The sequence below is a fragment of the Streptomyces sp. NPDC043870 genome, from assembly GCF_056435785.1.
On record NZ_JBWKDT010000003.1, the window covers coordinates 164,351 to 187,711 of the forward strand.

Annotated in this window: 24 protein-coding genes; 10 read left to right on the forward strand and 14 right to left on the reverse strand. The window is 72.5% G+C overall.

Going from position 1 to position 23,361, the window contains the following annotated elements; genetic code table 11:
* Window positions 1-5: 5 nt before the first annotated feature.
* From AC0699_RS05280 to AC0699_RS05295, 4 genes are read right to left on the reverse strand one after another with little or no spacing between them, the layout of a single operon-like run.
* Window positions 6-1,055 (reverse strand): NAD(P)H-dependent flavin oxidoreductase, encoded by a 1,050-nt coding sequence (locus tag AC0699_RS05280; protein WP_478656377.1) that lies wholly within the window; start codon window positions 1,053-1,055, stop codon window positions 6-8.
* An 8-nt stretch (window positions 1,056-1,063) separates the two neighbouring features.
* Entirely contained in the window at window positions 1,064-1,825 is a 762-nt protein-coding gene (locus tag AC0699_RS05285) for a CoA-transferase subunit beta (protein WP_478655871.1), read from the reverse strand.
* Window positions 1,822-2,673, reverse strand: a complete 852-nt coding sequence (locus AC0699_RS05290) for a CoA transferase subunit A (protein ID WP_478656379.1) — start codon at window positions 2,671-2,673, stop codon at window positions 1,822-1,824. Before AC0699_RS05290 ends, AC0699_RS05285 begins: the two co-directional genes overlap by 4 nt.
* Window positions 2,674-2,675: 2 nt before the next feature.
* Window positions 2,676-3,437: an enoyl-CoA hydratase family protein gene (locus tag AC0699_RS05295; protein ID WP_478655873.1), complete on the reverse strand. Its 762-nt coding sequence runs from the start codon at window positions 3,435-3,437 to the stop codon at window positions 2,676-2,678.
* Between the two features lie 66 nt (window positions 3,438-3,503).
* Here AC0699_RS05295 and AC0699_RS05300 point away from each other — a divergent pair, with 66 nt between their 5' ends.
* A complete protein-coding gene (locus tag AC0699_RS05300) occupies window positions 3,504-4,280 on the forward strand; it encodes an SDR family oxidoreductase (protein ID WP_478655876.1) in 777 nt (258 codons plus the stop codon).
* Between the two features lie 73 nt (window positions 4,281-4,353).
* On the forward strand, window positions 4,354-5,259 hold the full coding sequence (locus AC0699_RS05305) for an SDR family oxidoreductase (protein WP_478656381.1): 906 nt from the start codon (window positions 4,354-4,356) through the stop codon (window positions 5,257-5,259).
* Between the two features lie 173 nt (window positions 5,260-5,432).
* On the opposite strand, the gene AC0699_RS05310 is transcribed toward AC0699_RS05305, so the two are convergent.
* Window positions 5,433-5,948: a MarR family winged helix-turn-helix transcriptional regulator gene (locus tag AC0699_RS05310; protein WP_478655878.1), complete on the reverse strand. Its 516-nt coding sequence runs from the start codon at window positions 5,946-5,948 to the stop codon at window positions 5,433-5,435.
* Between the two features lie 116 nt (window positions 5,949-6,064).
* On the opposite strand from AC0699_RS05310, the gene AC0699_RS05315 reads away from it, so the two are divergent.
* From AC0699_RS05315 to AC0699_RS05330, 4 genes are all read left to right on the forward strand, one after another.
* Complete coding sequence (locus AC0699_RS05315; protein ID WP_478655880.1) at window positions 6,065-7,498, forward strand: MFS transporter; 1,434 nt, start codon at window positions 6,065-6,067, stop codon at window positions 7,496-7,498.
* A gap of 370 nt (window positions 7,499-7,868) precedes the next feature.
* Entirely contained in the window at window positions 7,869-8,258 is a 390-nt protein-coding gene (locus AC0699_RS05320; protein ID WP_478655882.1) for a guanyl-specific ribonuclease, read from the forward strand.
* A 178-nt stretch (window positions 8,259-8,436) separates the two neighbouring features.
* The gene (gene tmpA / locus AC0699_RS05325) at window positions 8,437-9,540 is read left to right on the forward strand and encodes a 2-trimethylaminoethylphosphonate dioxygenase (RefSeq protein WP_478655885.1); all 1,104 of its coding nucleotides are present in this window, start codon (window positions 8,437-8,439) and stop codon (window positions 9,538-9,540) included.
* Window positions 9,537-10,106 (forward strand): phosphonate degradation HD-domain oxygenase, encoded by a 570-nt coding sequence (locus AC0699_RS05330; RefSeq protein ID WP_478655887.1) that lies wholly within the window; start codon window positions 9,537-9,539, stop codon window positions 10,104-10,106. Before tmpA ends, AC0699_RS05330 begins: the two co-directional genes overlap by 4 nt.
* A 388-nt stretch (window positions 10,107-10,494) precedes the next feature.
* On the opposite strand, the gene AC0699_RS05335 is transcribed toward AC0699_RS05330, so the two are convergent.
* From AC0699_RS05335 to AC0699_RS05370, 8 genes are all read right to left on the reverse strand, one after another.
* Window positions 10,495-11,250, reverse strand: a complete 756-nt coding sequence (locus AC0699_RS05335) for a GntR family transcriptional regulator (protein ID WP_478655889.1) — start codon at window positions 11,248-11,250, stop codon at window positions 10,495-10,497.
* Between the two features lie 25 nt (window positions 11,251-11,275).
* Complete coding sequence (locus AC0699_RS05340) at window positions 11,276-11,920, reverse strand: HAD family hydrolase (RefSeq protein ID WP_478655891.1); 645 nt, start codon at window positions 11,918-11,920, stop codon at window positions 11,276-11,278.
* A complete protein-coding gene (locus tag AC0699_RS05345) occupies window positions 11,917-12,990 on the reverse strand; it encodes an ABC transporter ATP-binding protein (protein WP_478655894.1) in 1,074 nt (357 codons plus the stop codon). Before AC0699_RS05345 ends, AC0699_RS05340 begins: the two co-directional genes overlap by 4 nt.
* Window positions 12,987-13,844, reverse strand: a complete 858-nt coding sequence (locus AC0699_RS05350) for an ABC transporter permease (RefSeq protein WP_478655896.1) — start codon at window positions 13,842-13,844, stop codon at window positions 12,987-12,989. Before AC0699_RS05350 ends, AC0699_RS05345 begins: the two co-directional genes overlap by 4 nt.
* A complete protein-coding gene (locus AC0699_RS05355; protein WP_478655898.1) occupies window positions 13,832-14,761 on the reverse strand; it encodes an ABC transporter permease in 930 nt (309 codons plus the stop codon). The genes AC0699_RS05350 and AC0699_RS05355 overlap by 13 nt, the downstream gene beginning before the upstream one ends.
* A 7-nt stretch (window positions 14,762-14,768) precedes the next feature.
* On the reverse strand, window positions 14,769-15,929 hold the full coding sequence (locus AC0699_RS05360; protein ID WP_478655901.1) for an ABC transporter substrate-binding protein: 1,161 nt from the start codon (window positions 15,927-15,929) through the stop codon (window positions 14,769-14,771).
* 486 nt (window positions 15,930-16,415) lie between these two features.
* The gene (locus AC0699_RS05365; protein ID WP_478655903.1) at window positions 16,416-18,032 is read right to left on the reverse strand and encodes an ankyrin repeat domain-containing protein; all 1,617 of its coding nucleotides are present in this window, start codon (window positions 18,030-18,032) and stop codon (window positions 16,416-16,418) included.
* A gap of 23 nt (window positions 18,033-18,055) precedes the next feature.
* The gene (locus AC0699_RS05370) at window positions 18,056-18,955 is read right to left on the reverse strand and encodes a hypothetical protein (protein WP_478655906.1); all 900 of its coding nucleotides are present in this window, start codon (window positions 18,953-18,955) and stop codon (window positions 18,056-18,058) included.
* A gap of 250 nt (window positions 18,956-19,205) precedes the next feature.
* Between AC0699_RS05370 and AC0699_RS05375 the strand changes: the two genes are divergently transcribed.
* A complete protein-coding gene (locus AC0699_RS05375; protein ID WP_478655909.1) occupies window positions 19,206-19,976 on the forward strand; it encodes a S1 family peptidase in 771 nt (256 codons plus the stop codon).
* A gap of 135 nt (window positions 19,977-20,111) precedes the next feature.
* On the opposite strand, the gene AC0699_RS05380 is transcribed toward AC0699_RS05375, so the two are convergent.
* Window positions 20,112-21,854 carry a glycoside hydrolase family 35 protein gene (locus AC0699_RS05380; protein ID WP_478655913.1) on the reverse strand — a complete coding sequence of 581 codons (1,743 nt, stop codon included), beginning with the start codon at window positions 21,852-21,854 and terminating at the stop codon, window positions 20,112-20,114.
* 140 nt (window positions 21,855-21,994) lie between these two features.
* On the opposite strand from AC0699_RS05380, the gene AC0699_RS05385 reads away from it, so the two are divergent.
* From AC0699_RS05385 to AC0699_RS05395, 3 genes are read left to right on the forward strand one after another with little or no spacing between them, the layout of a single operon-like run.
* Window positions 21,995-22,882 carry a helix-turn-helix domain-containing protein gene (locus AC0699_RS05385; protein ID WP_478655916.1) on the forward strand — a complete coding sequence of 296 codons (888 nt, stop codon included), beginning with the start codon at window positions 21,995-21,997 and terminating at the stop codon, window positions 22,880-22,882.
* An 11-nt stretch (window positions 22,883-22,893) separates the two neighbouring features.
* Window positions 22,894-23,235: a chorismate mutase gene (locus AC0699_RS05390; RefSeq protein ID WP_478655919.1), complete on the forward strand. Its 342-nt coding sequence runs from the start codon at window positions 22,894-22,896 to the stop codon at window positions 23,233-23,235.
* Entirely contained in the window at window positions 23,232-23,354 is a 123-nt protein-coding gene (locus tag AC0699_RS05395) for a hypothetical protein (protein WP_478655922.1), read from the forward strand. The genes AC0699_RS05390 and AC0699_RS05395 overlap by 4 nt, the downstream gene beginning before the upstream one ends.
* Window positions 23,355-23,361 lie beyond the last annotated feature (7 nt).

The following is a 23,361-nucleotide window of genomic DNA, read 5'->3' on the forward strand; positions in this document are numbered from 1 at the left end:
GTTGGTCACCCTGCGGTCGGCAGGGTGCGGAGCACGTGCTCGGCCTCGGACATCACGCGGGTGATGAGCTCCGAGCAGCTGGGGAGGTCCTCGATCACCCCCGCCACCTGCCCGGACGCCATGACGCCGAGGTCGGTGCGGCCCTCGACCATCGAGGCCTTCAGGAGCATGGGTGTGTTCGCGGCGAGCAGGACCTGGCTCCAGGACAGGCCCTTGCCGTGTTTCATCGCGAGTCCGTCGCGGACCATCGCGGCCCAGGACAGCCCCGAGAGCTTCTTGAAGCCGGCCGCTCTGCGCAGCGCGTGCAGCAGCGCCCGGGTGCGGCCCGACCGTTCCAGCGCGTCGACCAGGTCCGTACGGAGCATCCGGTGCGGCAGCCCGTCGACGGCCGTCGTGACGGTGATGTCCTTCACCGAGGCCGCGAGATAGCGGGCCTTGACGGCGTCCGGCACGGTCGAGTCGGAGGTGAGGAGGAAACGGGTGCCCATGGCGATGCCCGCCGCCCCGTACGCGAGCGCCGCCACCAGTCCCCGCCCGTCGTGGAAGCCCCCCGCCGCGACCACCGGGATGTCGACCGCGTCCACGACCTGCGGCAGCAGCACGGTCGTGGCGACGTCCCCGGTGTGCCCGCCGCCCTCACCGCCCTGCACGACCACCGCGTCCGCGCCCCACGCCGCCACCTTCTCGGCGTGCCGGCGGGCGCCGATGGACGGGATGACGACCACGCCCGCGTCCTTCAGCTCGGCGATCAGCTCGCGCGAGGGGGCGAGGGCGAAGGAGGCGACCCGTACGCCCTCGTCGATGATGATCCGCACCCGCTCCCGTGCGTCTCCGGCGTCGGCCCGCAGGTTGACACCGAAGGGCGCGTCCGTACGGGACTTGACCTCGCGTACGGCCCCCTTCAGCTGCTCGGTGGTCATCGTCGCGGAGGCGAGGATGCCGAGCGCCCCGGCGTTCGCGGACGCGGAGACGAGCCGGGGGCCGGCCACCCAGCCCATACCGGTCTGGACGATGGGGTGCCGGACGCCGGTGAGTTTGGTGAGCGGGGTCGCCAGCGGGGCCATCACGCTCTGACCTCGCGGTCGCGGGCACCGGCCGGATCGATGACCTCGCGGATGAGGCGCAGCTCGGCGGGGGTCGGTTCACGGGTGTACGGGACGTCTTCGCCGATCGTCAGGTCGAAGCCGGTGGCTTCCCGGATCTGCTCGACCGTCACACCCGGGTGCAGGGACGCGAGCCGCATCGAGCGGTCCGGTGTCGCGAAGTCGAAGACGCCGAGGTCGCTGACGACGCGCGGGATGCGGTGGTAGCGGGTCGCGGAGGGACCTGCCGCGGCCGCGTGGTCGTGACCGACGCCGCTCACCATGTCGACCTTCTCGACGAAGACCCGGGCGGAATGCCGTGGCACCCAGTAACTCACCGGATTGTTGAGGGTGTTGACCGGGGCACCCCGCACCCCGAGCAGCTGGCGCGTCGGACGGGACCAGTCGCCGATGCAGGAGATGTTCTGGTTGCCGTACCGGTCGATCTGGCTCGCGCCCATCATGACGTGCCGCTTGCCGCCCGTGACCATCGTGAGATGGCGGCGGTACGGCAGCCAGCCCTCCACGGTGCCGTCCGGTCCGACGAGCATCGCCTCGCCGTCCGTCAGGAGCAGCTCGGGGGAGAAGGTGCGCCTGGCGAGACGGGCGCCGATGGACGGGATCCGGCCCATCGGGCTTGCCAGGACCTCGCCGTTGTCGCGCCAGGCCTCGGCGCAGGCGATCACGCAGTACTCGGCCCGGGTGGGTGGGAGAAGAGGCCCACGAGTGACGGCCGTGGTCATCGCTGCTCCTCGTGCCAGGCCTGGACGGCGCGCTGGTAGTCGTGCTCGCTCCCGCCGGACAGGAAACGCTGGGCGAAGTCGGGCCAGGGCGTGGTCGCGTACAGCTTCTGGAAGGCCTCGTCGCGGCCGTAGTCGGGGGCGCATGAGGTGAAGTGCGCGCCGTTCGGGGCCTCGACGACGCCGGTGACGCTGTGGCGGCTGATGAGAAGGGTCTGCGGGGCGGCGTCCTTGGTGAGCTCGGCGGTTTCCACGAGCTGCTCGCAGGAGACGTACGCGGCGCCGGCGGCCTCGCAGAAGAGGTCGTCGAAGTACGGGTCGGGGCCCAGGTACTGGCCGTTGCCGAGCCGGTCGGCGCGGTTCATGTGGACCAGGGCGGCGTCCAGGCGGAGGGCGGGTACGGCGACGAACTCCTCGCCGTCGTCGTAGGGCGAAGTCACCGTCCGCAGCTCCGGGTTGACGCGCATGACGTCCGAGCCGAGGCCCGCACGGACGGGCAGGAACGGCAGCCGGTTCGCGGCGGCGTGCAGGCCCCACATGAACATGGCCTCGTCGAGCTCCGTCATCTCGAAGGCGCCACGCTCGCGGGCGGCACGGAACTGCGGCTCCAGCGGGATGGAGTCGAGGGTCGCGAAGGGCGCGACGAGCTTGCGGATGCGGCCGGCGGCGGCGAGCAGGCCGACGTCGGGACCGCCGTACGAGACGACCGTGAGGTCGGTGATCCCGGTCCGGAGCAGTGCTCTCACCAGGGCCATCGGCTTGCGGCGTGAGCCCCAGCCGCCGATGCCGAGGGTCATGCCGCTGTGCAGCCGCCCGACGGCCTCGTCGACGGTCATGGTCTTGTCGGCCACGCTCATGCCTCCTTCTCGTCCTTGCCGAAGGTGTCGCGGACGCGGTCGGCGGTCCCGCTGAGACCGGCCTCGAACGTGAAGCCCTGCTCGAAGCGGTAGCTGCGGCGTACGTCGACGGGGTCGATGCCGTTGATGGCGGCCTTGGCCAGCCGGAGCAGATACGGGTCCTTCCGCGCGATCTCGCGCGCCAGCTCCAGGGCCGCGGCGTGGAGTTCCCCGCGCGGGACGACCTTCCAGACCGAGCCGTGGGCGTGCAGTTCGGCCGCCGTCGCCGTGCGCGAGGTGTAGTACAGGGCGCGCATCAGATGCTGGGGGACCAGCCGGGCGAGATGGGTGGCGGCGCCGAGTGCGCCCCGGTCCAGCTCCGGCAGCCCGAAGGTGGCGTCGTCGGACGCGACGATCGCGTCCGCGTTGCCGACGAGGCCGATCCCGCCGCCCAGACAGAAGCCGTGCACGGCGGCGACGACGGGGACCTCGCACTCGTAGACCGCGGCGAACGCCTCGTAGCAGCCGCGGTTGGCGCCGATGAGTGCCGGGTTCCCTGCGTGCCCGGTGTCGCGCTGCAGCTCCTTGATGTCGACGCCCGCGTTGAAGCCGCGGCCCGCGGCGGCCAGCAGGACGCAGCGGATCTCCGGGTCCCGGCCGGCGGTGCGGACGGCGTCGGCGAGGTCGTACCAGCCCTGTACGGGGAGGGCGTTGACGGGTGGGAAGTCGACCGTGACGACGGATATGCCCTTCTCGGGGCCTGAGGTGGAGACACCCATGAGCGGATCAGCTACCTTTCCACCAAACATTTGTTAGGTGATGCTGGGTCAGGAAGGTAGCAGCCGATGGAGTTGGAGGGGAGGGTCGCCGTCGTTACGGGTGGCACCCGGGGCGTCGGCGCAGGCATCGCCCGGGCGTTCCTGTCGGCCGGGGCGGAGGTCGTCGTCTGCGCGCGCAGGCCGCCGGACGCGCCGGTCGGTACGGGGGGCCGTACGGCGCGTTTCGTGTCCGTGGACCTGCGGGACGCGGCGGCCGTGGCGGAGCTCTTCACCGGGGTCGTACTGCGGTACGGGCGGCTGGACGTACTGGTCAACAACGCGGGCGGGACGCCGTACCGGCTGCTCGGGGAGCGCGATGCCGAGCGTCACGCCCGGGTCGTCGGTCTGAATCTGGTGGCGCCGATGACCGCGTCGCTCGCGGCGTACGAGCATCTGCGCGCGGTGCGCGGGTCGGTCGTGATGATCGGCAGCGTGAGCGCGACACGGCCGTCGCCGGGCACCGCGGCGTACGGGGCGGCCAAGGCGGGGCTGGAGAGCCTGGCGCGGTCGATGGCCGTGGAATGGGCGCCCGAGGTGCGGGTGAACACGCTGGTGCTCGGGATGGTCCGTACGGAGCTGTCCCATCTCCACTACGGCGACGAGGCGGGCGTGGCGGCGGTCGGCCGCACGGTGCCGCTGGGCCGGCTGGCCGAGCCGGACGAGATCGGCGACGCGGCGGTGTTCCTCGCGTCGGAACGGGCGGCGTATGTGAGCGGGGCGTCCCTGCTGGTGCACGGGGGAGGGGAGCGGCCCGCGTTTCTGTCTGCCGCAACTGCCAACAAGGAGAGCCGAGATGACTGCTGAGCCGACTTCTGGACCGACTTCTGGACCGTCTTCTCGACCGTCTTCTGGGCCGTCTTCTGGGCCGACTGCCGGGATCTGTGAAGGCCGGGTCGTGATCGTGACGGGTGCGGGACGGGGGCTCGGGCGGGCGCACGCCCTGGCGTTCGCGGCGGAGGGGGCCCGGGTGGTGGTGAACGACCTGGGGGTGGGACTGGACGGTGCTCCGGGACCGGACAGCCCGGCGGCGCACGTCGTCGAGGAGATCAGGGCGCTGGGCGGCGATGCGGTCGCGCACGGCGGTGACATCGCCACGGCGGAGGGGGCGGCGTCCCTCGTGGCCACCGCGGTGGAGAGCTTCGGGCGGCTCGACACCCTCGTCAACAACGCGGGGTTCCTGCGCGACCGGATGCTGGTCAATCTGGACGAGGACGACTGGGACGCGGTGATGCGGGTGCACCTGAAGGGGCACTTCCTGCCGCTGAAGCACGCGGCGGCGTACTGGCGGGCGGAGTCGAAGGCGGGCCGTGAGGTGGCGGCCCGGGTCGTCAACACGTCCTCGGGGGCGGGGCTTCTCGGCTCGGTCGGCCAGGGCAACTACAGCGCGGCGAAGGCGGGCATCGTGGGACTCACGCTGGTCGCCGCCGCGGAAACGGCCCGCTACGGCGTGCAGGTCAACGCGATCGCGCCGGCCGCGCGCACCAGGATGACCGAGCGGACGTTTGCCGACGCGATGGCGGCGCCGGGGGAGTCCGGGGCCTTCGACGCGATGGCCCCCGGGAATGTGTCCCCGCTGGTCGTCTGGCTCGGCTCGATCGCGTCGGCGGGCGTCACCGGCCGCGTCTTCGAGGCGGAAGCGGGCCGCATCACGGTCATGGAGGGCTGGCGCCCGGGCCCGACCGCGGACAAGGGTGCGCGCTGGACGCCGGGTGAGGCGGGCGAGACGGTCCTGAAGCTGCTGGCGGAGTCGGAGGCGCCGCAGCCGGTGTACGGAGCGCGGTAGTTGCAACGGGGGGACCGTGTCCCCCGTGTCTCCCCCCGTGCCCCACCTGCGCCCGGGTTGCCGTGCGGCTGCCGCCGGTAGGGGCGCCCGGGGGGGTGGGGTGTCGGGTAGGGGTTCGGGGGCACCCGGCCCCCGGACACCTCTCCCAGCGGGCTTGGGGCGGAGCCCCCGGGTCAGTCCACCAGCCGTTTCGTCGCCGCGCGCTGCCTCTCGGTCGCCCCCGTCAGGAAGCGGGTCACGACCTCCAGCTCGTCGGTCGTGAACTCCTCGTAGAGTTCCGCGACTTCCCGGGCCCAGTCGTCGAAGAGCGGAGCCAGCTCCGCCAGTTTCTCCGGGCGGGACTCGATCAGCACCCGGCGTTTGTCCGTCGGGTGCTTGACCCTGCGGACGTAGCCCTTGGCCTCGAGGCGGTCCACCAGGCCGGTCACCGATGCCGGGGCGAGGCCCGAGCGCTCCGCGAGGTCCTTCGCGGTGAGGGCGCCGTGGCGCTGGAGGAGGTCGAGGGTCTTGGTCTCCGTGGGGCCGAGGCCCTGCTTCGCCGCGATCGCCGTGTGGAACGCGACAGACGCCGCGCTGGAGTCACGGCCCGCCTCGGTCAGGGCCGCGATCACCTCGGCCCGGCGTGCACTGCCCCCGTCCCTGTCCCGGTCCCGGTCCCTGTCCCTGTCCCTGTCCCTGTCCCTGGTCATGGGCACAGCCTAGCGAAATATTTCGTTCGGTCGAACGAAGGACTTGCGATCACCCGTGCCGTGATGCAAGTCTTTCGTTAGGTCGAACGAAATAAATCAGGAAACAGGGAGCCGGAATGACCACGACAGCCAGTACCGTCGCCGCACCCCCGGCGGCGCTCCATCCGCGCCGCTGGGCAGCCGCCGCCGTCATGATGATCGCCGCGCTGATGGACCTCCTGGACGTGACGATCGTCAATGTGGCGATCCCGTCGATAGGCCGCGACCTGGGTGCTTCCGAGAGCGCCCTGCAGTGGACGGTCTCCGCCTATCTGCTGGGCTTCGCCGCGACGCTCATCGTCTCCGGGCATCTCGGTGACCGCTACGGACGCAAGGCACTCTTCCTCGCCGGCACGGCGGGCTTCGGCATCGCGAGTCTGGCGTGTGGGGTCGCGCACAGCCCGGGGCAGCTGATCGCGGCCCGGGCGTTCCAGGGCGTGATGGCCGCGATGCTGATGCCGCAGGTACTCGGCTCGTTCCGCACGCTCTTCCACGGCAAGGAGCGCGGCGCCGCCTTCGGGATGTACGGAGCCGTCGCCGGCTTCGCCTCCGCGATCGGGCTGCTGCTCGGCGGACTGCTCACCGATGCCGACCTGTTCGGCTGGGGCTGGCGCTCCGTGTTCCTGGTGAACGTCCCGGTGGCCGTCGCCACGTTCATCGCCGGGGCCGTACTCGTACCGGTGACGAAGGAGCGCTCGGCGGGCCGGCCGGATGTCCTGGGCAGCCTGGTGCTGGCGGGAGGTCTGGTCGCCATCGTCCTGCCGCTGGTGCAGGGGCACTCCAACGGCTGGCCGCTGTGGGGCTGGATCTGCCTCGCCGCCGGTGTGCTGACCGTCGTAGGACTGGGGCTGTTCGAGGCGCGCCGGCGCGGCGCGACGGTACCGCTGCTGCCGGCCCGCGCGTTCCGGCTCCCCGCGTTCTCCGTCGGTGTAGCCGTGCAGATGCTGTTCGCGATCGGTATGCAGGGCTTCTTCCTGGTCTTCGCGATCTGGCTGCAGGGCAGCGAGGGCTACACCCCGATGCAGGCGGGCCTCGTCACGGTCGCCTTCTCGGTCGGCGGCTTCCTCACCGCCCCGGCAGCCGACGCCCTCGCCGTCAGGGCCGGACGGCTGGTGCTGGTCGCGGGCGCACTGATGATGGCCGGCGGCTTCGCCTGGGTCTGGTACGCGGTGACGCAGTCCGCCGCCACTCACACCGGCGCCTGGCCGCTGGTCCCCGGTCTGGTCGTCGCGGGCGCCGGCCTCGGCTTCCTGATCGTCCCGCTGGTGAACGTCGTCCTGTCCGCCGTCCCGGGCGACATCGCGGGCGGTGCCTCCGGAATCTTCTCCACGGCCCAGCAGTTCGGCGGCGCACTCGGCGCGGCCGTGATCGGCACCGTCTTCTTCGAGCACACGACGAGCGGCCTGACGGACGCGCTGTCGACGGCGATGCCGTGGGTGGTCGCCGCGTTCGTCCTCTGCGCCGTCCTCTGCCCGGCCCTCCCGCGCACCGCGGCCGGTCAGGACACCTGATCCCCCTCCCGTACATCGCATTCTCCGACGACCCCGCCGTCGTCGTCGAGGGCGACAAGGAGGTGACGGACCAGGCGAAGCTGCTGGGCGGCGCCCTGACCCTGCCCGGAAGCCCCGCGGCCCGCCCGAGCGTCTGCTCCGGCGGGCCGCGTCGCGGGCCGCGTCGTCCACCGGCCGCGTGGAGATCCCGCCGCGACTGACGCGGCGTCGGTTGGCGGTGTCGGTGGCGCGGCGGCGTTGTCAACTCGGTGAGCGCCACTGGGAGTTCACGCATACGGCGTGTGACGGCCCGGTGGTGGAGGTGAATTACGTGAAAACACCTGGCGATTGACGTTGACACGACAAGTTCTACGCGCGTCATCATGACGCTATGCGAATCCCCCCACGGTTCACCATGCTCGGCGGCGCTGCCGCCCTCATCTCCGCCCTCGTCGTCGGCGGACCCGTCGCGGCCCCGGCGGCCGCCGCCACCGCGGTCGGTGAGATCTGCTACTCCGACCTGCCCTCCCAGGCCCACGACACCCTCGAGCTCATCGAGAACGGTGGCCCGTTCCCGTACTCGCAGGACGGGACGGTCTTCCGGAACCGCGAGGGCGTCCTCCCGGCCCACTCGACCGGCTACTACCACGAGTACACGGTGAAGACGCCCGGCTCGACCACGCGCGGTGCCCGCCGGATCGTCACGGGGCAGTCGTCGCAGGAGGACTACTACACCGCCGACCACTACCGGTCGTTCGACCTCGTCGACTACGGCTGCTGATCCGCCCGCTGTCCCATCCTGTGCTCCGGCCCCCTCCGCCCCGTGCCGCCGGCCCTTCCCCCTCTGGGCCGGCGGCACGGCTCTTTCTGCCGTCCATTTCGCCGTAACCGCGAGGCCACCCCTTCCTGCGAGGCTCCCTGCTGTTCAGAAGTTGTCTGTACAACATGGAGCTCTGCTCATGTCCACCCTCGCGTCCGCACCGCCGTTCTGGCTGCGCGACAACTGTCCCTGCACCGGCTGCCGGGACCCCCGTAACGGCCAGAAGCTGTTCCAGATCACCGAACTGCCCGCCGGGCTCGCCGTGGGCTCCGTCCACCACGCGCTCACCGCGGACGGCGCGCCCGCGTACGAGGTCGTCTGGGCCCCCGACGGACACCGCTCCGTCTACGCCGAGAGCTGGCTCGGCGCGCACCTCCCCGGCGCCTCCGCCGTCCCGGGCGACGGCCGCACCGAGGACGACAAGGAGCTGTGGGTCGCCGCAGACCTGGAGGGACGGCTCCCCACGGCCGACTGGGCCGCCTACACCAGCGACCCCGCCGCCAAGTCCGCCGCCCTCCAGAGCGTGCTGCGGCTCGGCTTCGTCCTGCTGCGCGGCGTACCCGTCCGAGACCGGCAGGTCCTCGACGTCGCGGGGAGCTTCGGATTCGTACGCGAGACGAACTACGGCCCGCTCTTCGAGGTACGCGTCGAGGCCGACCCCAACAACCTCGCCTTCACCGGTGCCCGTATCACCCCGCACACCGACAACCCCTACCGTGACCCGGTCCCGACCCTCCAACTGCTGCACTGCCTCACCAACGCGGCCCAGGGCGGCGACTCCGGCCTCGTCGACGGCTTCCGTGCCGCGACGCTGCTGCTGGCCGAGGATCCCGACGCGTACGAGATCCTCACGCGCGTCCCCGTGCCGTTCGCCTTCGCCGACGACCGCACCGAACTGCGCGCGCACCGGCCGCTGATCGGCACCGACCCGCTCGGCCGGATCCGGGAGATCCGCTTCAACAACCGCTCCATCGGCACCCTGCACCAGCCGGCCGAGGTGCTCGAGGCCTTCTACGGTGCGTACCGCACCTTCGGCGAGCTGCTGCTCCGTCCCGAGCTCCAGCTCGACTTCCGGCTCACCCCCGGCGACTGCCTGATCTTCGACAACACCCGGCTGCTGCACGCCCGTACGGCCTTCGCCGAATCCGGCGACCGCCACCTCCAGGGCGCCTACGCCGACATCGACGGCCTCGCGTCCACCCTGGCCGTACTCCGCCGCGACCTCAAGGAAGGTGCCGCATGAACACCGAGGTGAGTCCCCTCGACACCCTCGCCGCGCTCTTCGAGGGCGAAGGCAGCGCCGAGTACTTCGGCGAAGCCGTCACCCAGGCCCAGCACATGCTCCAGGCCGGCGCCCTCGCCGAGGCGGCAGGGGCTCCGCCGCACCTGGTCGCCGCCGCGCTGCTGCACGACGTCGGCCACTTCCAGGGCGCGGTCACCGGCCGCGACCTGATGGAGAACGGCACCGACAACCGGCACAGCCACACCGGAGCCGACTGGCTCGACCGGTGGTTCGGGCCCGAGGTCACCGAACCCGTACGACTTCACGTCGCCGCCAAGCGCTACCTGTGCGCCGTCGAGCCCGGCTACTTCGACCTGCTCTCCGAGGCGTCCGTGCACACCCTGCGTGTCCAGGGCGGTCCGATGACCGGGGAGCAGGTACGGGCCTTCGAGGCGCACCCCGGCGGGCGCGACGCCGTCGCCGTACGCCGCTGGGACGAGCAGGCGAAGGACCCGGCCGCGCCCACGCCCGACTTCGAGCACTTCCGGCCGCTGCTGGAGAGTCTGCTGCGGCCGCAGGCGCGGTGACCGGCTGAGCACCCGGGCGGCGCCTGCGGCGAGCCTTCTCGCCGCCCCGCCCTTTCCCGGGCTGTGCTCGATGTGCGGCTCCGCCGCGTGGGGGGCTCCGCCCCGGACCCGGCACCTCGACCTCCCCCTACGCCCTGCGGGCGTGGGGGCCCCAGCGGGGCTCACTTCGAGCCCGCTGGGGCCCCCGGGCGAAGCTCTGGGGGAGACTGAGGACCCGCCCGGAGGGCGTACGGGGTTCTGGGGGCTTGCCCCCGGTTACGGGAAGGGGCGGGGCGGGGCAGCCTCCACTGTGCGGCTCCGCCGCAGTGGCCCGCCGCAGGCGCCCCCACCTCGCAGGGCACCGTCCGGCCGGCCCATGCCCCGGCGAGCCGGGGCATGGGCCCCGGGCTCAGCGGCTCAGCCGGCGGCCCAGCGCGCTCGTCGCCGTCGAGCTCTGCATCGTGAACGCGACCGTCCCCGGCAGATAGCGGTCCTGGGACCATTCGACCGGTGACCCCGTCGGATCCGTCGAGTGACGCCGCTCCCGCAGCAGCGCCTCCCCGGCCCGGCAGCCCAGCAGCTCCGCGTCGTCCTCGTCCGCCTGCACCAGATCGATCGTGTGCCGGGCGTCCGCGAACAGCACGCCGTGCAGTTCGAGTGCGGCCGAGTGCGAGACGGTGTCCAGGGGCATCGCTGCCACCAGCTGCCCGATCCGCTCCGGATACGTCGTCCGCTCCACCATCACCGGCGCGTCCGAGAGTGTACGAAGCCGCCGCACCCGGTACACGATCGAGCCGTCCGCCAGTCGCAGCTTCTCCGCCTCCTCCTCGCTCGCGACGGCCCGGTCGATCGCCACGACCCGGCCCCCGGGCTCCTCGCCCAGCGACCGTGCCCAACGGGTGAACGACCGCAGCTCACCGAAGCTGTGCAGCCTCGGCCCGCCCAGCACCACCCGTCGCGTACCCCGCCGCGAGGTGATCAGCCCGTCGGTGCGCAGCGCGGCGAGCGCCTGGCGAACCGTGCCTCTGGACACGCCGTAACGGCGGGCCAGTTCGTCCTCCGCGGGCAGCTTCGCCCCGGAGCCGTACTCGCCGGCCGTTATGGCGGTACGCAGATCGGCGGCGACCTTCAGATACAGCGGCGTCCTCTGCCGTCCTTCGCTCACGCGCTCACCCTGTCATGTCGCCTTGTCATGGCACCAGCGAGCTCAGCAGCTCGGGATCGACGTCCGCGAGCGACTGAGCGAGGGTCACCCCGTCGGCAGCCGCGAGCGGTTCGGTCGAGGGCACCGCCAGGACGCGGCAGCCCGCCGCACGGGCCGACGCGACACCCGTGGGGCTGTCCTCCACGGCGACGCACTGCGCCGGGTCGGCGCCGAGTGCCGCGGCCGCCGCCAGATACGGGTCGGGCTCCGGCTTCGTCCGTACGGTGTCCTCGGCGCCGAACAACGCGTCGAAACGATGTCCGTCCAGCGTCCCCGCGACCTGCTCCACGACCGCCCGCGGCGATGCCGAGACCAGCGCCGTCGGCACGTCCTGCGCGCGCAGCGCGGCGAGCAGCCGCAGCGCGCCCGGGCGCGGTTCGACCGCCGCCGAGAGCCGGGCGGCGAAGTCCGCGCCCAGCTCGGCGGCGAGTTCCTCCTCCGGCGCGCCCAGATACGTGTGCAGCATCGCCGCGGTGTCCCCGACCGAGCGGCCCGTCACGGCCGTACGCCGCTCGGCGCCCAGGGTGCGGCCACGGCGCGCGGCCGCTGACTCCACGACGTCGAGCCAGACGCCCTCGGTGTCGACCAGGGTGCCGTCCATGTCGAACAGCACCCCTCGCAGTGCGCTCACTCGGCGCCACCACGGGTGACCAGGACGGGTCGCTCCTGCGGGCGTACGGACACGGCCGCGCCCGGCGTGAGTTCCGCCGCGGCGTGCGTCGGTACGTCCGCCTTGACGACCGTGCCGTCGGGGAGCGTGACCCGCACCCGGGTGGTGGGGCCGTGGAAGGCGGTGCCGGTGACCCGGGCCGGGCCGTCCGCGTCCACCACGACGTCCAGGGCCTCGGGGCGGATCAGCGCATGCACCGCGCCCGGCGCGGGCGCGTCGCCCTCGACGGGCAGCCGGGCACCGAGCACCTCGACCAGACCGTTCTCGACCGCCTGCGCGGGCACCCGGTTCATGGTGCCGATGAACTCCGCGACGAAGTCCGTCGCGGGGCGCGCGTACAACTCGGTCGGGGTGGCGCACTGTTCGAGCCGGCCGCCGTTCATGACGGCGACCCGGTCGGCCATCGACAGTGCCTCTTCCTGGTCGTGCGTGACGAACACGGTGGTGATGCCCAGCTCCAGCTGCAGCCTGCGGATCTCCTCCCGCAGGGTCACGCGCACCTGTGCGTCGAGCGCCGACAGCGGCTCGTCGAGCAGCAGCAGCCGGGGGCGCAGCGCCAGCGCCCGGGCGAGTGCGACACGCTGCTGCTGGCCGCCGGACAGCTGGTGCGGGAAGCGGTCGCCATGGCCGGGGAGGCCGACGAGCTCCAGCAGCTCGGCGGCGCGCGCCCGCCGTTCGGCCGCGGACACCTTGCGCATCCGCAGTCCGAACGCGACGTTGTCGGCGGCCGTGAGGTGCGGGAAGAGGCTGTACGACTGGAACACCATCGCCGTGTCACGGCGGTTGGCTGGCACCGGCACGATGTCCTCGCCGTCCAGCAGCACCTGGCCCTCGTCCGGCCGCTCGAAGCCGGCGAGCACCCGCAGCGCGGTGGTCTTGCCGCAGCCGGACGGGCCGAGCAGGGCCAGCAGTTCGCCTGGTGCGACGTCCAGGTCGAGGCCGTCGAGCGCGACGGTGGCGCCGAACGCCCGGCGCAGTCCGCGCAGCCGCAGATCCGCGCCGGTGCGTACCGGCGTATCGAGCATCGTCATCGAGAGGTCTTTCCTTCTGAGGTACGAGAGGTGCGAGCCGAGGTACGAGCAGCCCGGGGGGCACGGCGACGGCGGTTGCCCAGCGTGGTCAGCGCCAGCAGCAGCACCCAGGTCAGCAGCAGGCTCAGCAGCGACACGGCGACCGAGAGCCGGGCGTCGGAGCCCGACGCCTGCACGATCCAGACCGCGAACGGCTGGAAGCCCAGCAGCGAGGCGACGGTGAACTCGCCCAGCACCAGGGCGAGGGTGAGGAACGAGCCGTTCAGCAGCGCGCCGCGCAGATTGGGCAGCACCGCCGACACCAGCGCACGCGGCCACGAGGCCCCGCAGTCGCGCGCGGCCTCCACCAGGGTGCGCACGTCGACGGAGCGCAGCCCCGCGTCCAGCGCCCGGTACACGAACGGCAGCGCCATCACCGCGTACGCGAGAACGAGCACGAACGGGAAGTCCGGGTTCTGCACGGCCACGAACGTCTGGTACAGCGGCGTCGTCGACAGCTTCTCCGGCCCCCAGCGCAGCACCGTCCCGATTCCGGCGGTCAGTGCCACGGGCGGTACGACCAGCGGCAGGGTGCACACGATCTCCAGCACGGACCGCAGTCGCGGGGCCGAGAGCCGGGCCGCGACCGCCGCGGGGACGGTGAGCAGCAGCACGAGGACGACGGTGGCCGCGGCCAGTCCGAGGGAGAGCAGCAGACTGCCGGTGAAGCCGGGCGCGCTGATGATCCGCGTGTACGAGGACAGGGTCAGGCCCTGTCCGGGGATGTCGAGCGTGAACACGGCCGAAGCGATCAGCGGCACCAGGAAGTACACCCCGGCGACCAGCAGCACGGCGGAGCGGGTCAGGCGAGCCATCGGGTGCTCCTTCGCTGCAGGGGCAGATGGACGGCCATCACCAGCGCGGCGACCAGCACCATGTCGAGGCTGAGCGCGAGCGCCACGTTCTCCTGGCCGACGAGGACGTTGCCGGAGAGCGCGTCGGCGATCTGGAGGGTGACGAGCGGCACCGAACTGCCGACCATCGCCGCGGCGGTGGCGTAGGCCGCGAAGGCGCTGCCGAAGAGCAGCACGAACCCGCCGAGGAGGGTGGGCATCAGCACGGGGATGCCGATGTGCCGCCAGTACTGCCAGGTGGAGGCGCCGCAGTCGCGGGCCGCCTCCCGCCACTGGACGCGCAGTCCGTCGAGCGCGGGCGCCACGGTCAGCACCATCAGCGGCACCAGGAAGTACAGATACGTCAGTGCCAGTCCCCAGAAGCCGTAGAGCGACCAGCCGTGCTCGCCGAGGCCGAGCCGGGTGGTGAGGACGCCCGCGTTGCCGAGGGTGGCGACGAACGCGAAGGCGAGCGGTACGCCGCCGAAGTTGGCGAGCACGCCGGACGCGGTGAGCACGGCCTCGCGCAGCGCGCGGCCGCGCGAGCTGACCACGGCCTGGGCGAGGAGCAGCCCGAAGAGTGTGCCCGCGGCGGCGGTGAGCGCGGAGAGCCTGACGCTGCCGAGCAGGGCGGTGCGGTAGGCGCCGTCGACCGAGCGGGTCAGATTGCCGAGGCCGTACCCGCCGGCTGCGCCGGTGGCCGGGTCCGTGACGGTGAAGGCGCCGTCGGCCATGGCCAGGGCGGGCAGCCCGAAGGCGACGCCGACGAGGAGGAACAGCGGCACGGCGGCGAGCCAGGCCCAGGAGCGGTGCGTGCGGCCGCCGGGCCGCCGGGGGCCCGCGCCCGCGGCCGGTGAGGTACCGGCCGAGGCGCGGGCGGGGGAGTGGAGCAGGGTCATCGGCGGATCACCCGGAGACGGCCGCGGCCCAGCCGGACGCGAGGGTCTCCTTGGCCTTGGCGGTCTGCTGCTCGGTCGGGAACTTCGGGGTGCCCTCGACGGCCGGGAGGGCGGCGGCGGCCGCCTTGTCGATCGTGCCGTCGGCGGTCATCGCCGGCATCAGTACCGGGCGGGCGTGGCCCTTCAGCCACAGGTTCTGGCCCTCGGCGCTGTACAGGTACTCCTGCCACAGGCGCGCGGCGGCCGGGTGCGGGGCGTCCTTGTTGATGGCCTGCGAGTAGTACTGGGCGTAGATGCCGTCGGAGGGGACGACGGTCTTCCAGTCGATGCCCTTGGTCTTGAACTGCTCGGCGTAGCCGGAGTTCAGGTAGTCCCAGTCGATGGTGATCGGGGTCTCGCCCTTCTCGACCGTGGCCGGGGTGGCTTCGACGGGGTTGAAGTTGCCGTTCTTCTTCAGCTTCCCGAAGAAGTCGATACCGGGCTGGATGTCGTCGAAGGAGCCGCCGTTCGCGAGCGCCGCCGCGTAGACACCGCCGAAGGCGGAACCGGACTTGGTGGGGTTGCCGTTGAGGGCCACCTTGCCCTTGTACTCGGGCTTGAGCAGATCGGCGAAGGTCTTCGGGCAGACCTTGATGGCCTTGGCGTCGCAGCCGATGGAGACATAGCCGCCGTAGTCGTTGAACCAGCGGCCCTGCGCGTCGCGCTGCGTCTCGGGGATCTTGTCGAAGGCGGTGACCTTGTACGGGGCGGTCAGGCCCTGGGCGCCGGCCGCCTGGGCGAAGGCGGCGCCGAGGTCGAGGACATCGGGAGCGCGGTCCTGGCCCTTGCGGGTCTTCACCGCGTTGATCTCGTCCTGGCTGGAGCCGTCGGGGTTCTCGACGTTCACCTTGATGCCGTACTTCTTGGTGAAGCCGTCGATGATCGCGCCGTAGTTCGCCCAGTCGCGGGGGATGGCGATCGCGTTGAGCGTGCCTTCCTTCTTCGCGGCGGCGACCAGGGCGTCCATACCGCCCGCGTCGGCCGCCGAGGCCGCGGAGCTGATGTTCTTGCCGTCGACGGTACCGGCACCCTTGTCGGGCGCGGCACCACAGGCGGTGAGCGTGAGAGCGGTGAGTCCAAGGGCGCCGATGAGCGCGGCGGCGCGGGCGGGGCGGGTGGTGCTGGTCACGCGTACTCCAGGGGGAAGCCGAAGCGGGGCCGAAGCTGTATGGACAACTGTTGTCCATACAACTCCGTCATTACGGGGGGTCGTGGTGTCCCGACGGTGAACGCGAGGCGTCGTCGGCGATGCGATTGCCGGGCGGATCGGGGATGCCCCACGGGCCGGGCGGGATGCCCACGGGCAGTGCGGGGCGCCCCACGGGCCGGGGCGGGACGCCTCAGGGCAGCGCGGGGCGGTCAACGGGCTTGCGGGGTGGCGGGATTCGGCCGTGCGCCGCCGAGGAGTGCCGGGGCCGGGTGCGCGAGCGCGGGCCGGCAGGACACGACGGAGCGATGATCAGTTACGAGAACACCTCACGCACCGGCAGGACCCCGGCCGGCCGGGACGGCCCGGCGTGCCGGCGGTGCGAGGGTCCGTGCACCGGCCCGTCCGCCGTGCCGCGGGGGCGGCGCGAGGCAGGTGCGCGCTCGTGCAGCGTCCGCGGCGCCCCGGTCAGCGCGACCGGGGCACCACCGACTCCAGCCGGCGCCTGACGCGCTCGTCCTCGACGTACTCCAGGGCCTCTGCGGCGATGGAGTACGCGTAGCCCTCCGGGTCCTCGTCCGCGAGGATGCGGGTCAACGCCTCGACGGCCCGGGGATCCTGACGCATCGCCAGGCCTTGGGCGGCCTCCGCCTCCGTGTCCGTGTCGTCGTCGCCGAGGCGGTCGGCGAGTGCCGTCCGGATCTCCGGGGTGTCGGCGTCCACGCCGGCGAGCGCCATCGTCGCCCAGTCCCTGACCCGGTCGTCACCGTCCCGGCTCAGCGCGATCAGCACCTCGATGCCCTCTCGGTGCCCGCCGGGCACCAGCCCGCAGAGTGCCAGCGCCACCCGGTACCGCACGCCGGCGTCCGGGTGCGCGGCGTGCCGCAGGATCTCCGGCAACGCGGCCGGATCCCCGTGGTGCCCGAGGCCCAGCACCGCCGACTGGATCACCTCGGGCTCCGTCGACTCCCGTGCCAGCTCCCGCAGCAGCGGTACGACCCGCGCCGACAGCCCCGCATGCCCCGCGTGCCCCGCCGCCTGCGGATCGCCCGCCGGATCCTCGCCGTCGGTGCCGGCCGCGCCCGCGACGCCCAGCTGGGCCAGTACATCCGCCGCGAAGGTCTGACGGACGGGATCGTCGCTCCCGCACCACGCCGCCGCGGCCCGGAAGGTCGCGTCGTCGGCCCGGTGCCACAGCGCGGCGGCCGACTGGAACCAGTCGTCGCCGTCCGGGGCGCCGGACCTCAGCGCCCGCCCGGCCAGTTCCTCGAACGGGGTCCGTATGTCCAGCTCCTCCTCCAGAAGCGTGGCGATCGCCGCGTGCCCGGTCTGCTGCTCGTTCCCGGCGACCCGGCGGTCGTCGTGGAACACCTCCACGACGACCGTCACCCCACCGTCCTCCTCGATGCGCCGGGACACCGTCTCGTACCCGTCGCCGTACGTCTCCTCCAGCCCCCGCCGCAGCTCCGCCTCCACATCGGTCCCCAGCCACCTGCGGGTCTCGGCGAGGGCCTCCGCCGTCGCCCGGGCGCCCTGCTCCAGCAGGGCGCGGACGCAGGAGTAGGACCCGCGCCGGACCGCCGTCACCAGCGGGGACTCCCCGCCGGGGCCGGGCAGGTCCGGGTCGGCGCCCGCCGACAGGAGGACCTCCACGGCCTGGGCGTGGCCCTGCCGACAGGCCCATGTCAACGCTCGGACCCCGGCGTCCTCCTCCAGATCGGGCCGCGCCCCGGCCGCCAGCAGCGCCAGCAGCGCCTCGGTACGCCCCCACACCGCGGCCCCGCACAGCGGCAGCTCCGCGCCGTCCCGGCCGCTCGCCCGGTCCGGGTCGGCCCCGGCCGCGAGCAGCAGCCGGACCGCGCCCGCACGCCCCCGGGACGCGGCCACGTACAGCGCCGTCGTCCCGTCCTCGTCGGCCGCCTCGGCCGGCGCACCCGCCCGCAGCGCCCGCACCACCGCGTCGTCGTCGCCGCCGTACAGGGCCCCGAAGAGCTCTCCGGCCAGGTCCGGGCCGTGCGAGCCGTCCGGGTTGTCCGGGCCGTCCGGGCCGTGCGAGCCGTCCACGCCAGGGTTTTCGGTCTTCATACCGAAACCCTACGGAAGCCCCCTCAGGTGTCGCATTCGAGAATCGTCCGGCACAACGCGCAGCGCGCGCGAACCCGCCCCCGCACCGGCACCCGGATGCGCTGATGGCACGTGGGACAGGGGAACGACACCCGCAGCCCCCCGCCCGGCGCCCGCTCGAAGGCGTACGGCGTGCCGTGGCCGGGACGCCCCGGACCCGGGTGGTCCTGGGCGTACCGACGGTCCTTCGCATAGCGCCGCCGCCCGTTCCACCCGGCCGCGGACAGCGGCGGCTGCTGCGCGTCCCGCAGCGCCTGCGCCCGGCCCTTCGTATAGGCCGTGTAGCCCTGCGGGCTGGTGAACCAGACCGATGGATCCTCGCCGAAGACCAGTGCGCGCTTGGCCAGGACGTACCCGAATTCCTCCGGGGTCAGATAGCCCAGTTTCTGGCTGGAAACCTCGTCCTCGCGGTACGCGTCCAGCAGCAGCCACCCCGCCCCGAGATACGTCGTCACCGTGTCCGTGAGGATCTCGTTGTCGCGGGTGCCGGGGAACGTCAGGTCCAGCCGGTGCAGCAGCACATGGGTGATCTCGTGCGCGAGAGCCGCCCCGATGTCCCGGCGATGGGTGCGGAAGCGGTCGTTCAGTTCGATGAAGTACTCCGGCCCCGCGGCGAGTTCCACGCTCGCGGCGTGGTGCATCTCCCGGAAGCTCACGATCATCCGGGCCTCCGGCAGCCGCAGCTGATGCACCAGCGCATGGGCCACCCGCTGCGCCCCGAGATGCAGATCGTCCTGGTCCGAGAAGGCGACATCGGCCGGGGAGACGCTGCTCGCGTACGCGCGCACACCGTCGTACGACAGCCGTTTGTGCAGTGCGGTGATCGCCACCCGCACGGTGTCGAGATGCGGGAAGCCGTGCACGACCTCGCTGCCGTTCGTCACGCCCGTACCCCCTGTGGGTGCTGTACGAAGCCGGCCCTCACAGCAGCCTGAACGACGGTCGGCCGCTCTCAACTCTACGGCGCTCCGCGCCCCCTTCGCGCCGAGACATATGGCCGAAAAGTGCGCCTTGTGGGCCGCCTGGCGGCCTCCCCATAATCCGGACCACGCCTTGACGAGCCCATGTCACCAACCCGACGGCACGGGCTCGGCCTGCGCGTACGCATAACCCCCCACGAAAGAAGGCAGACCCTTGAACAAGCTCATACGCGTCCTCAAGAGATGCGCTGCCGCCGGCGCCGTCGTACTCGCGGCCGTCAGTCTGCAGCCCACCTCCGCGTTCGCCGCCCCGCCGCCGGTCGTCGGCGGAACCCGCGCCGCCCAGGGCGAGTTCCCCTTCATGGTCCGGCTCTCCATGGGCTGTGGCGGCTCACTCCTCACCCAGCAGATCGTCCTCACCGCCGCCCACTGTGTGAGCGGCTCCGGCAACAACACGAGCATCACCGCCACCGCCGGAGTCGTGGACCTCCGGAGCCCCAGCGCCATCAAGGTCAGGTCGACCAAGGTCCTTCAGGCCCCCGGCTACAACGGCAACGGCAAGGACTGGGCGCTGATCAAGCTCGCCCAGCCGATCAACCTGCCCACGCTGAAGATCGCCGACACGACGGCGTACAACAACGGCACCTTCACCGTCGCCGGCTGGGGCGCGGCCCGCGAGGGCGGTGCCCAGCAGCGCTACCTGCTCAAGGCGCAGGTCCCCTTCGTCTCCGACGCCTCCTGCAAGCAGTCCTACCCGAGCCTCATCTCCAACGAGGAGATCTGCGCCGGCCTGACCCAGGGCGGCGTCGACACCTGCCAGGGTGACTCCGGCGGCCCGATGTTCCGCCGCGACAACGCCGGAGCCTGGATCCAGGTCGGCATCGTCAGCTGGGGCGAGGGCTGCGCACGGCCCAACCTCCCCGGTGTCTACACCGAGGTCTCCACCTTCGCCTCCGCGATCAGGTCCGCGGCCGCGACGCTCTAGACCGTGTCTGACCAATCCCGCCCCCGCCCTGCGGGCGGACGGCGCTATCCGTCAGACACGACCTAGCAACAAGCTCTGAGGAGGGGCGGGGAGGAAACGCCGGGCCGCAGCACGCCACGCGGTGCCGTGCCAGGGTCATACCAGGCGTACGGCCTCCCCGCCCCGCTCCAGCTCCAGCACCCACACCTCGTTCGCACCCTCGCGCAGCACCGGACCGGGGACGAACAGGGACCTCTGCGGGCCCACGGCCCAGTAGCGGCCGAGGCAGAAGCCGTTGACCCACACGAACCCCCGGGTCCAGCCCGGCAGTTCGAGCCTGGCGTCACCGGCTCCGGTGACCGCCACCTCGCCCCGGTACAGGCCCCGCCCGCCCGGCCGCGGTGCCGCGAACGGAACCGCGGCCACCGCCCCCGCCCGCTCGAACGCATCCAGCCGCAGCCCCCGCGCCCGCACCCCGTGGAGGAACTGGCGTTCGTGCATCACCCCACCCGTGATGCCCTTCGGCTCGCCCGTCCGCGGGCCGTAGTTGACCCGGCCCAGCGACTCCACCCACAGCTCCACCGCCGCGGGACCCGCCACCGCCTCCGGCAGCGTCGCGTCGGCCTCCGTCAGCACGCCCGCCCGTGCCCCGTCCACGTACACCACCGCGATGTCCCGGAGGCCGTCCACGGTCAGGGGACGGGCCCGCCGCGGCCCGGGCACATCGAGCCGGTACCGCACCAGGCCCCGGTCCACGTCCAGTTCCTCGAAGGACGGAGGGGTCGCGTGCTCGGTCTCCGGGCCGCCCAGCGCCTCCAGCACCGCCTCCATCGGCGCCCACTCGCCCAGCACGGCCTCCGCCGGAACCCCCAGCACCGCCGGCGCCCCGGGAACCTCCGGCAGCGGACCCTCCGCGTACGGCGCCAGAAGCTTGCGGAACGCCCAGAACTTCTCCGTCGGGCGCCCGGACTCGTCGATGGGCGCGTCGTAGTCGTACGACGTGATGTCCGGGTTCAGCTCACCCATGTGCAGCTCGCCGGAGCGATTCGCACCGGCCCACCCCGCGAAGTTCGTACCGCCGTGCGCCATGTAGATGTTGACCGACGCCCCGCACTCCAGGATCTCGCGCAGCGCCTCCACCGCGTCGGCCGCATCGCGTACGACGGCCTTGGCGCCCCAGTGGCTGAACCAGCCGCACCAGAACTCCATGCACATCAGCGGCCCCTCCGGCTGATGCCGGCGCAGCACCCCGAAGGCGTCCCTCGCGCCCGAGCCGAAGTTCGCCGTGGCGAGCAGACCCGGCACGGAACCACCGGTCAGCATGTGGTCCTCGGGGCCGTCGGAGGTGAACAGCGGCACCTGCACGCCCAGTCCGAGCAGCAGGTCCCGCAGCCCGCCCAGATAGACCTGGTCGGAACCGTAGGAGCCGTACTCGTTCTCCACCTGAACCATGATCACCGGGCCGCCCCGGTCGATCTGCCGCTCCACGACCTGCGGCATCAGCGTGCCGAACCAGCGCTCCACGTACCCGACGTACTGAGCGTCACGCGTCCTCGCCCGCGACCCGAGCGGACCGGTCAGCCAGTGCGGGAGTCCGCCGTTCTCCCACTCGGCGCAGATGTACGGCCCCGGCCGCACGATCGCCCACAACCCCGCCGCGTGCGCCGCGTCCAGGAAGCGCCCGAGAGCCCCCGCATCGTGGTACCGGCCGCTCCGCGGCTCGTGCAGATTCCACGGCACGTACGTCTCCACGCAGTTGAGGCCCATCGCCCGCAGCATCGCCAGCCGGTGACCCCAATGCGCCTCGTGCACCCGGAAGTAGTGCAGCGCCCCGGACAGCAGCCGCACCGGCCGCCCGTCCACCAGAAAGTGCTCATCCCCCACAGTGAACTCAGCCACCGACCCCGCCCCTCCGTGATCACGTACCGCGAGCAAGGATCTCCCCCTGGCGGTGCGGCGGTCCATGGACAAAGATCAGCGCTGGTTGGACACAAACACCATCGAGCCACACACACGGTCCGAGCCGGGAGGGCAGGCCGATGTACCACACCTGGATGCGCTACTTCACGCCCAGCCCGGTCCACCACCGGCTCGGCCTCGTCTGCCTCGGCGTCGGGCTGCAGCACGGCGCGCTTCCGACCGTCGGCCCCCGCACCCTCGACCACCACGTCGCGGTCCTGATCAGCGCGGGCGGCGGCTGGTACCGCGGCACCGACGGACGGCGCACCACCGTCACCGCGCCCGCCGTGCTCTGGCTCACCCCCGGCGTCCCGCACCACTACGGCCCCGACCCCGCCACCGGCTGGGACGAGAGCTTCGTCGACTTCGCCGGCCCGGCGACCGCCACCTACACCGAACTCGGCTACATCGAGCCCGACCGGCCCGTCGTCCCCCTCTCCGACGCGGCCCCCGCCCGCGCCGCCGTCGGCCGCATCGCCCGCGCCGCGCGCCGCGGCAACCCGCTCCTGGAGGTTGAGACCGGCGCCGCCGTCCACGAACTGCTCGTCGCGCTGCGCCGAGCCCGCGCCGATGCGGGCCCCGACGGCGATCCCGTCCTGCAGGCCCTCGCCCGCGACGCATTCCAGCCGCTGTCCGTCGCCGAGCACGCGGCCCGCCACGGCATGACCCCCGCGGAGCTGCGCACCGCAGTCCGCCGCGGCGCCGGCTGCAGCCCCAAGGACTACCTCCTCGGTATCCGCCTGGGCCGCGCCAAGGAGCTCCTCGCCGCCACCGACCTGCCCGTGGCGGCCGTCGCCCGCCGCGTCGGCTACGACGACCCGGCCTACTTCTCCCGACTGTTCACCCGACGCGTCGGCACCGCCCCCATCCGCTTCCGCGAGCAGCAGGGACGGACCGTGCCCGGCGGCTGGAGCAATCGCATCCCGGATCCCGAACACCCCCCGACCATCACCACCCGACCGACGTAAGCTCCCTCCTCATGACCTCCAGCGAGACGAGCGACATCGACGAGTCCGTCCGGGCCGAGCTGACCCGGCTGCGCGAAAGCATCGACAACATCGACGCGGCCGTCGTCCACATGCTCGCCGAACGCTTCAAATGCACCCAGCAGGTCGGCCACCTCAAGGCCCAGCACCAGCTCCCCCCGGCCGACCCGCAGCGCGAGGCCCGCCAGATCGCCCGTCTCCGCCAGCTCGCGGAGAGCGCGAAGCTGGACCCGGCATTCGCCGAGAAGCTGCTGAACTTCATCATCGCCGAGGTCATCCGCCACCACGAACAGATCGCCGACGGGCCGCTGACCGGCGACGAATCCCGCGAATGACGGTGCCGGGGGACGGCTGGATCCCCCTCTGGTACCTGGGTTTCGAGCCCGACGTGCCACCGGAGCTCGACGCCCCGCTGTCCCGCTTCGCGGGCAGCCGCCGGCACGGACCGCCGTGATTTTTGC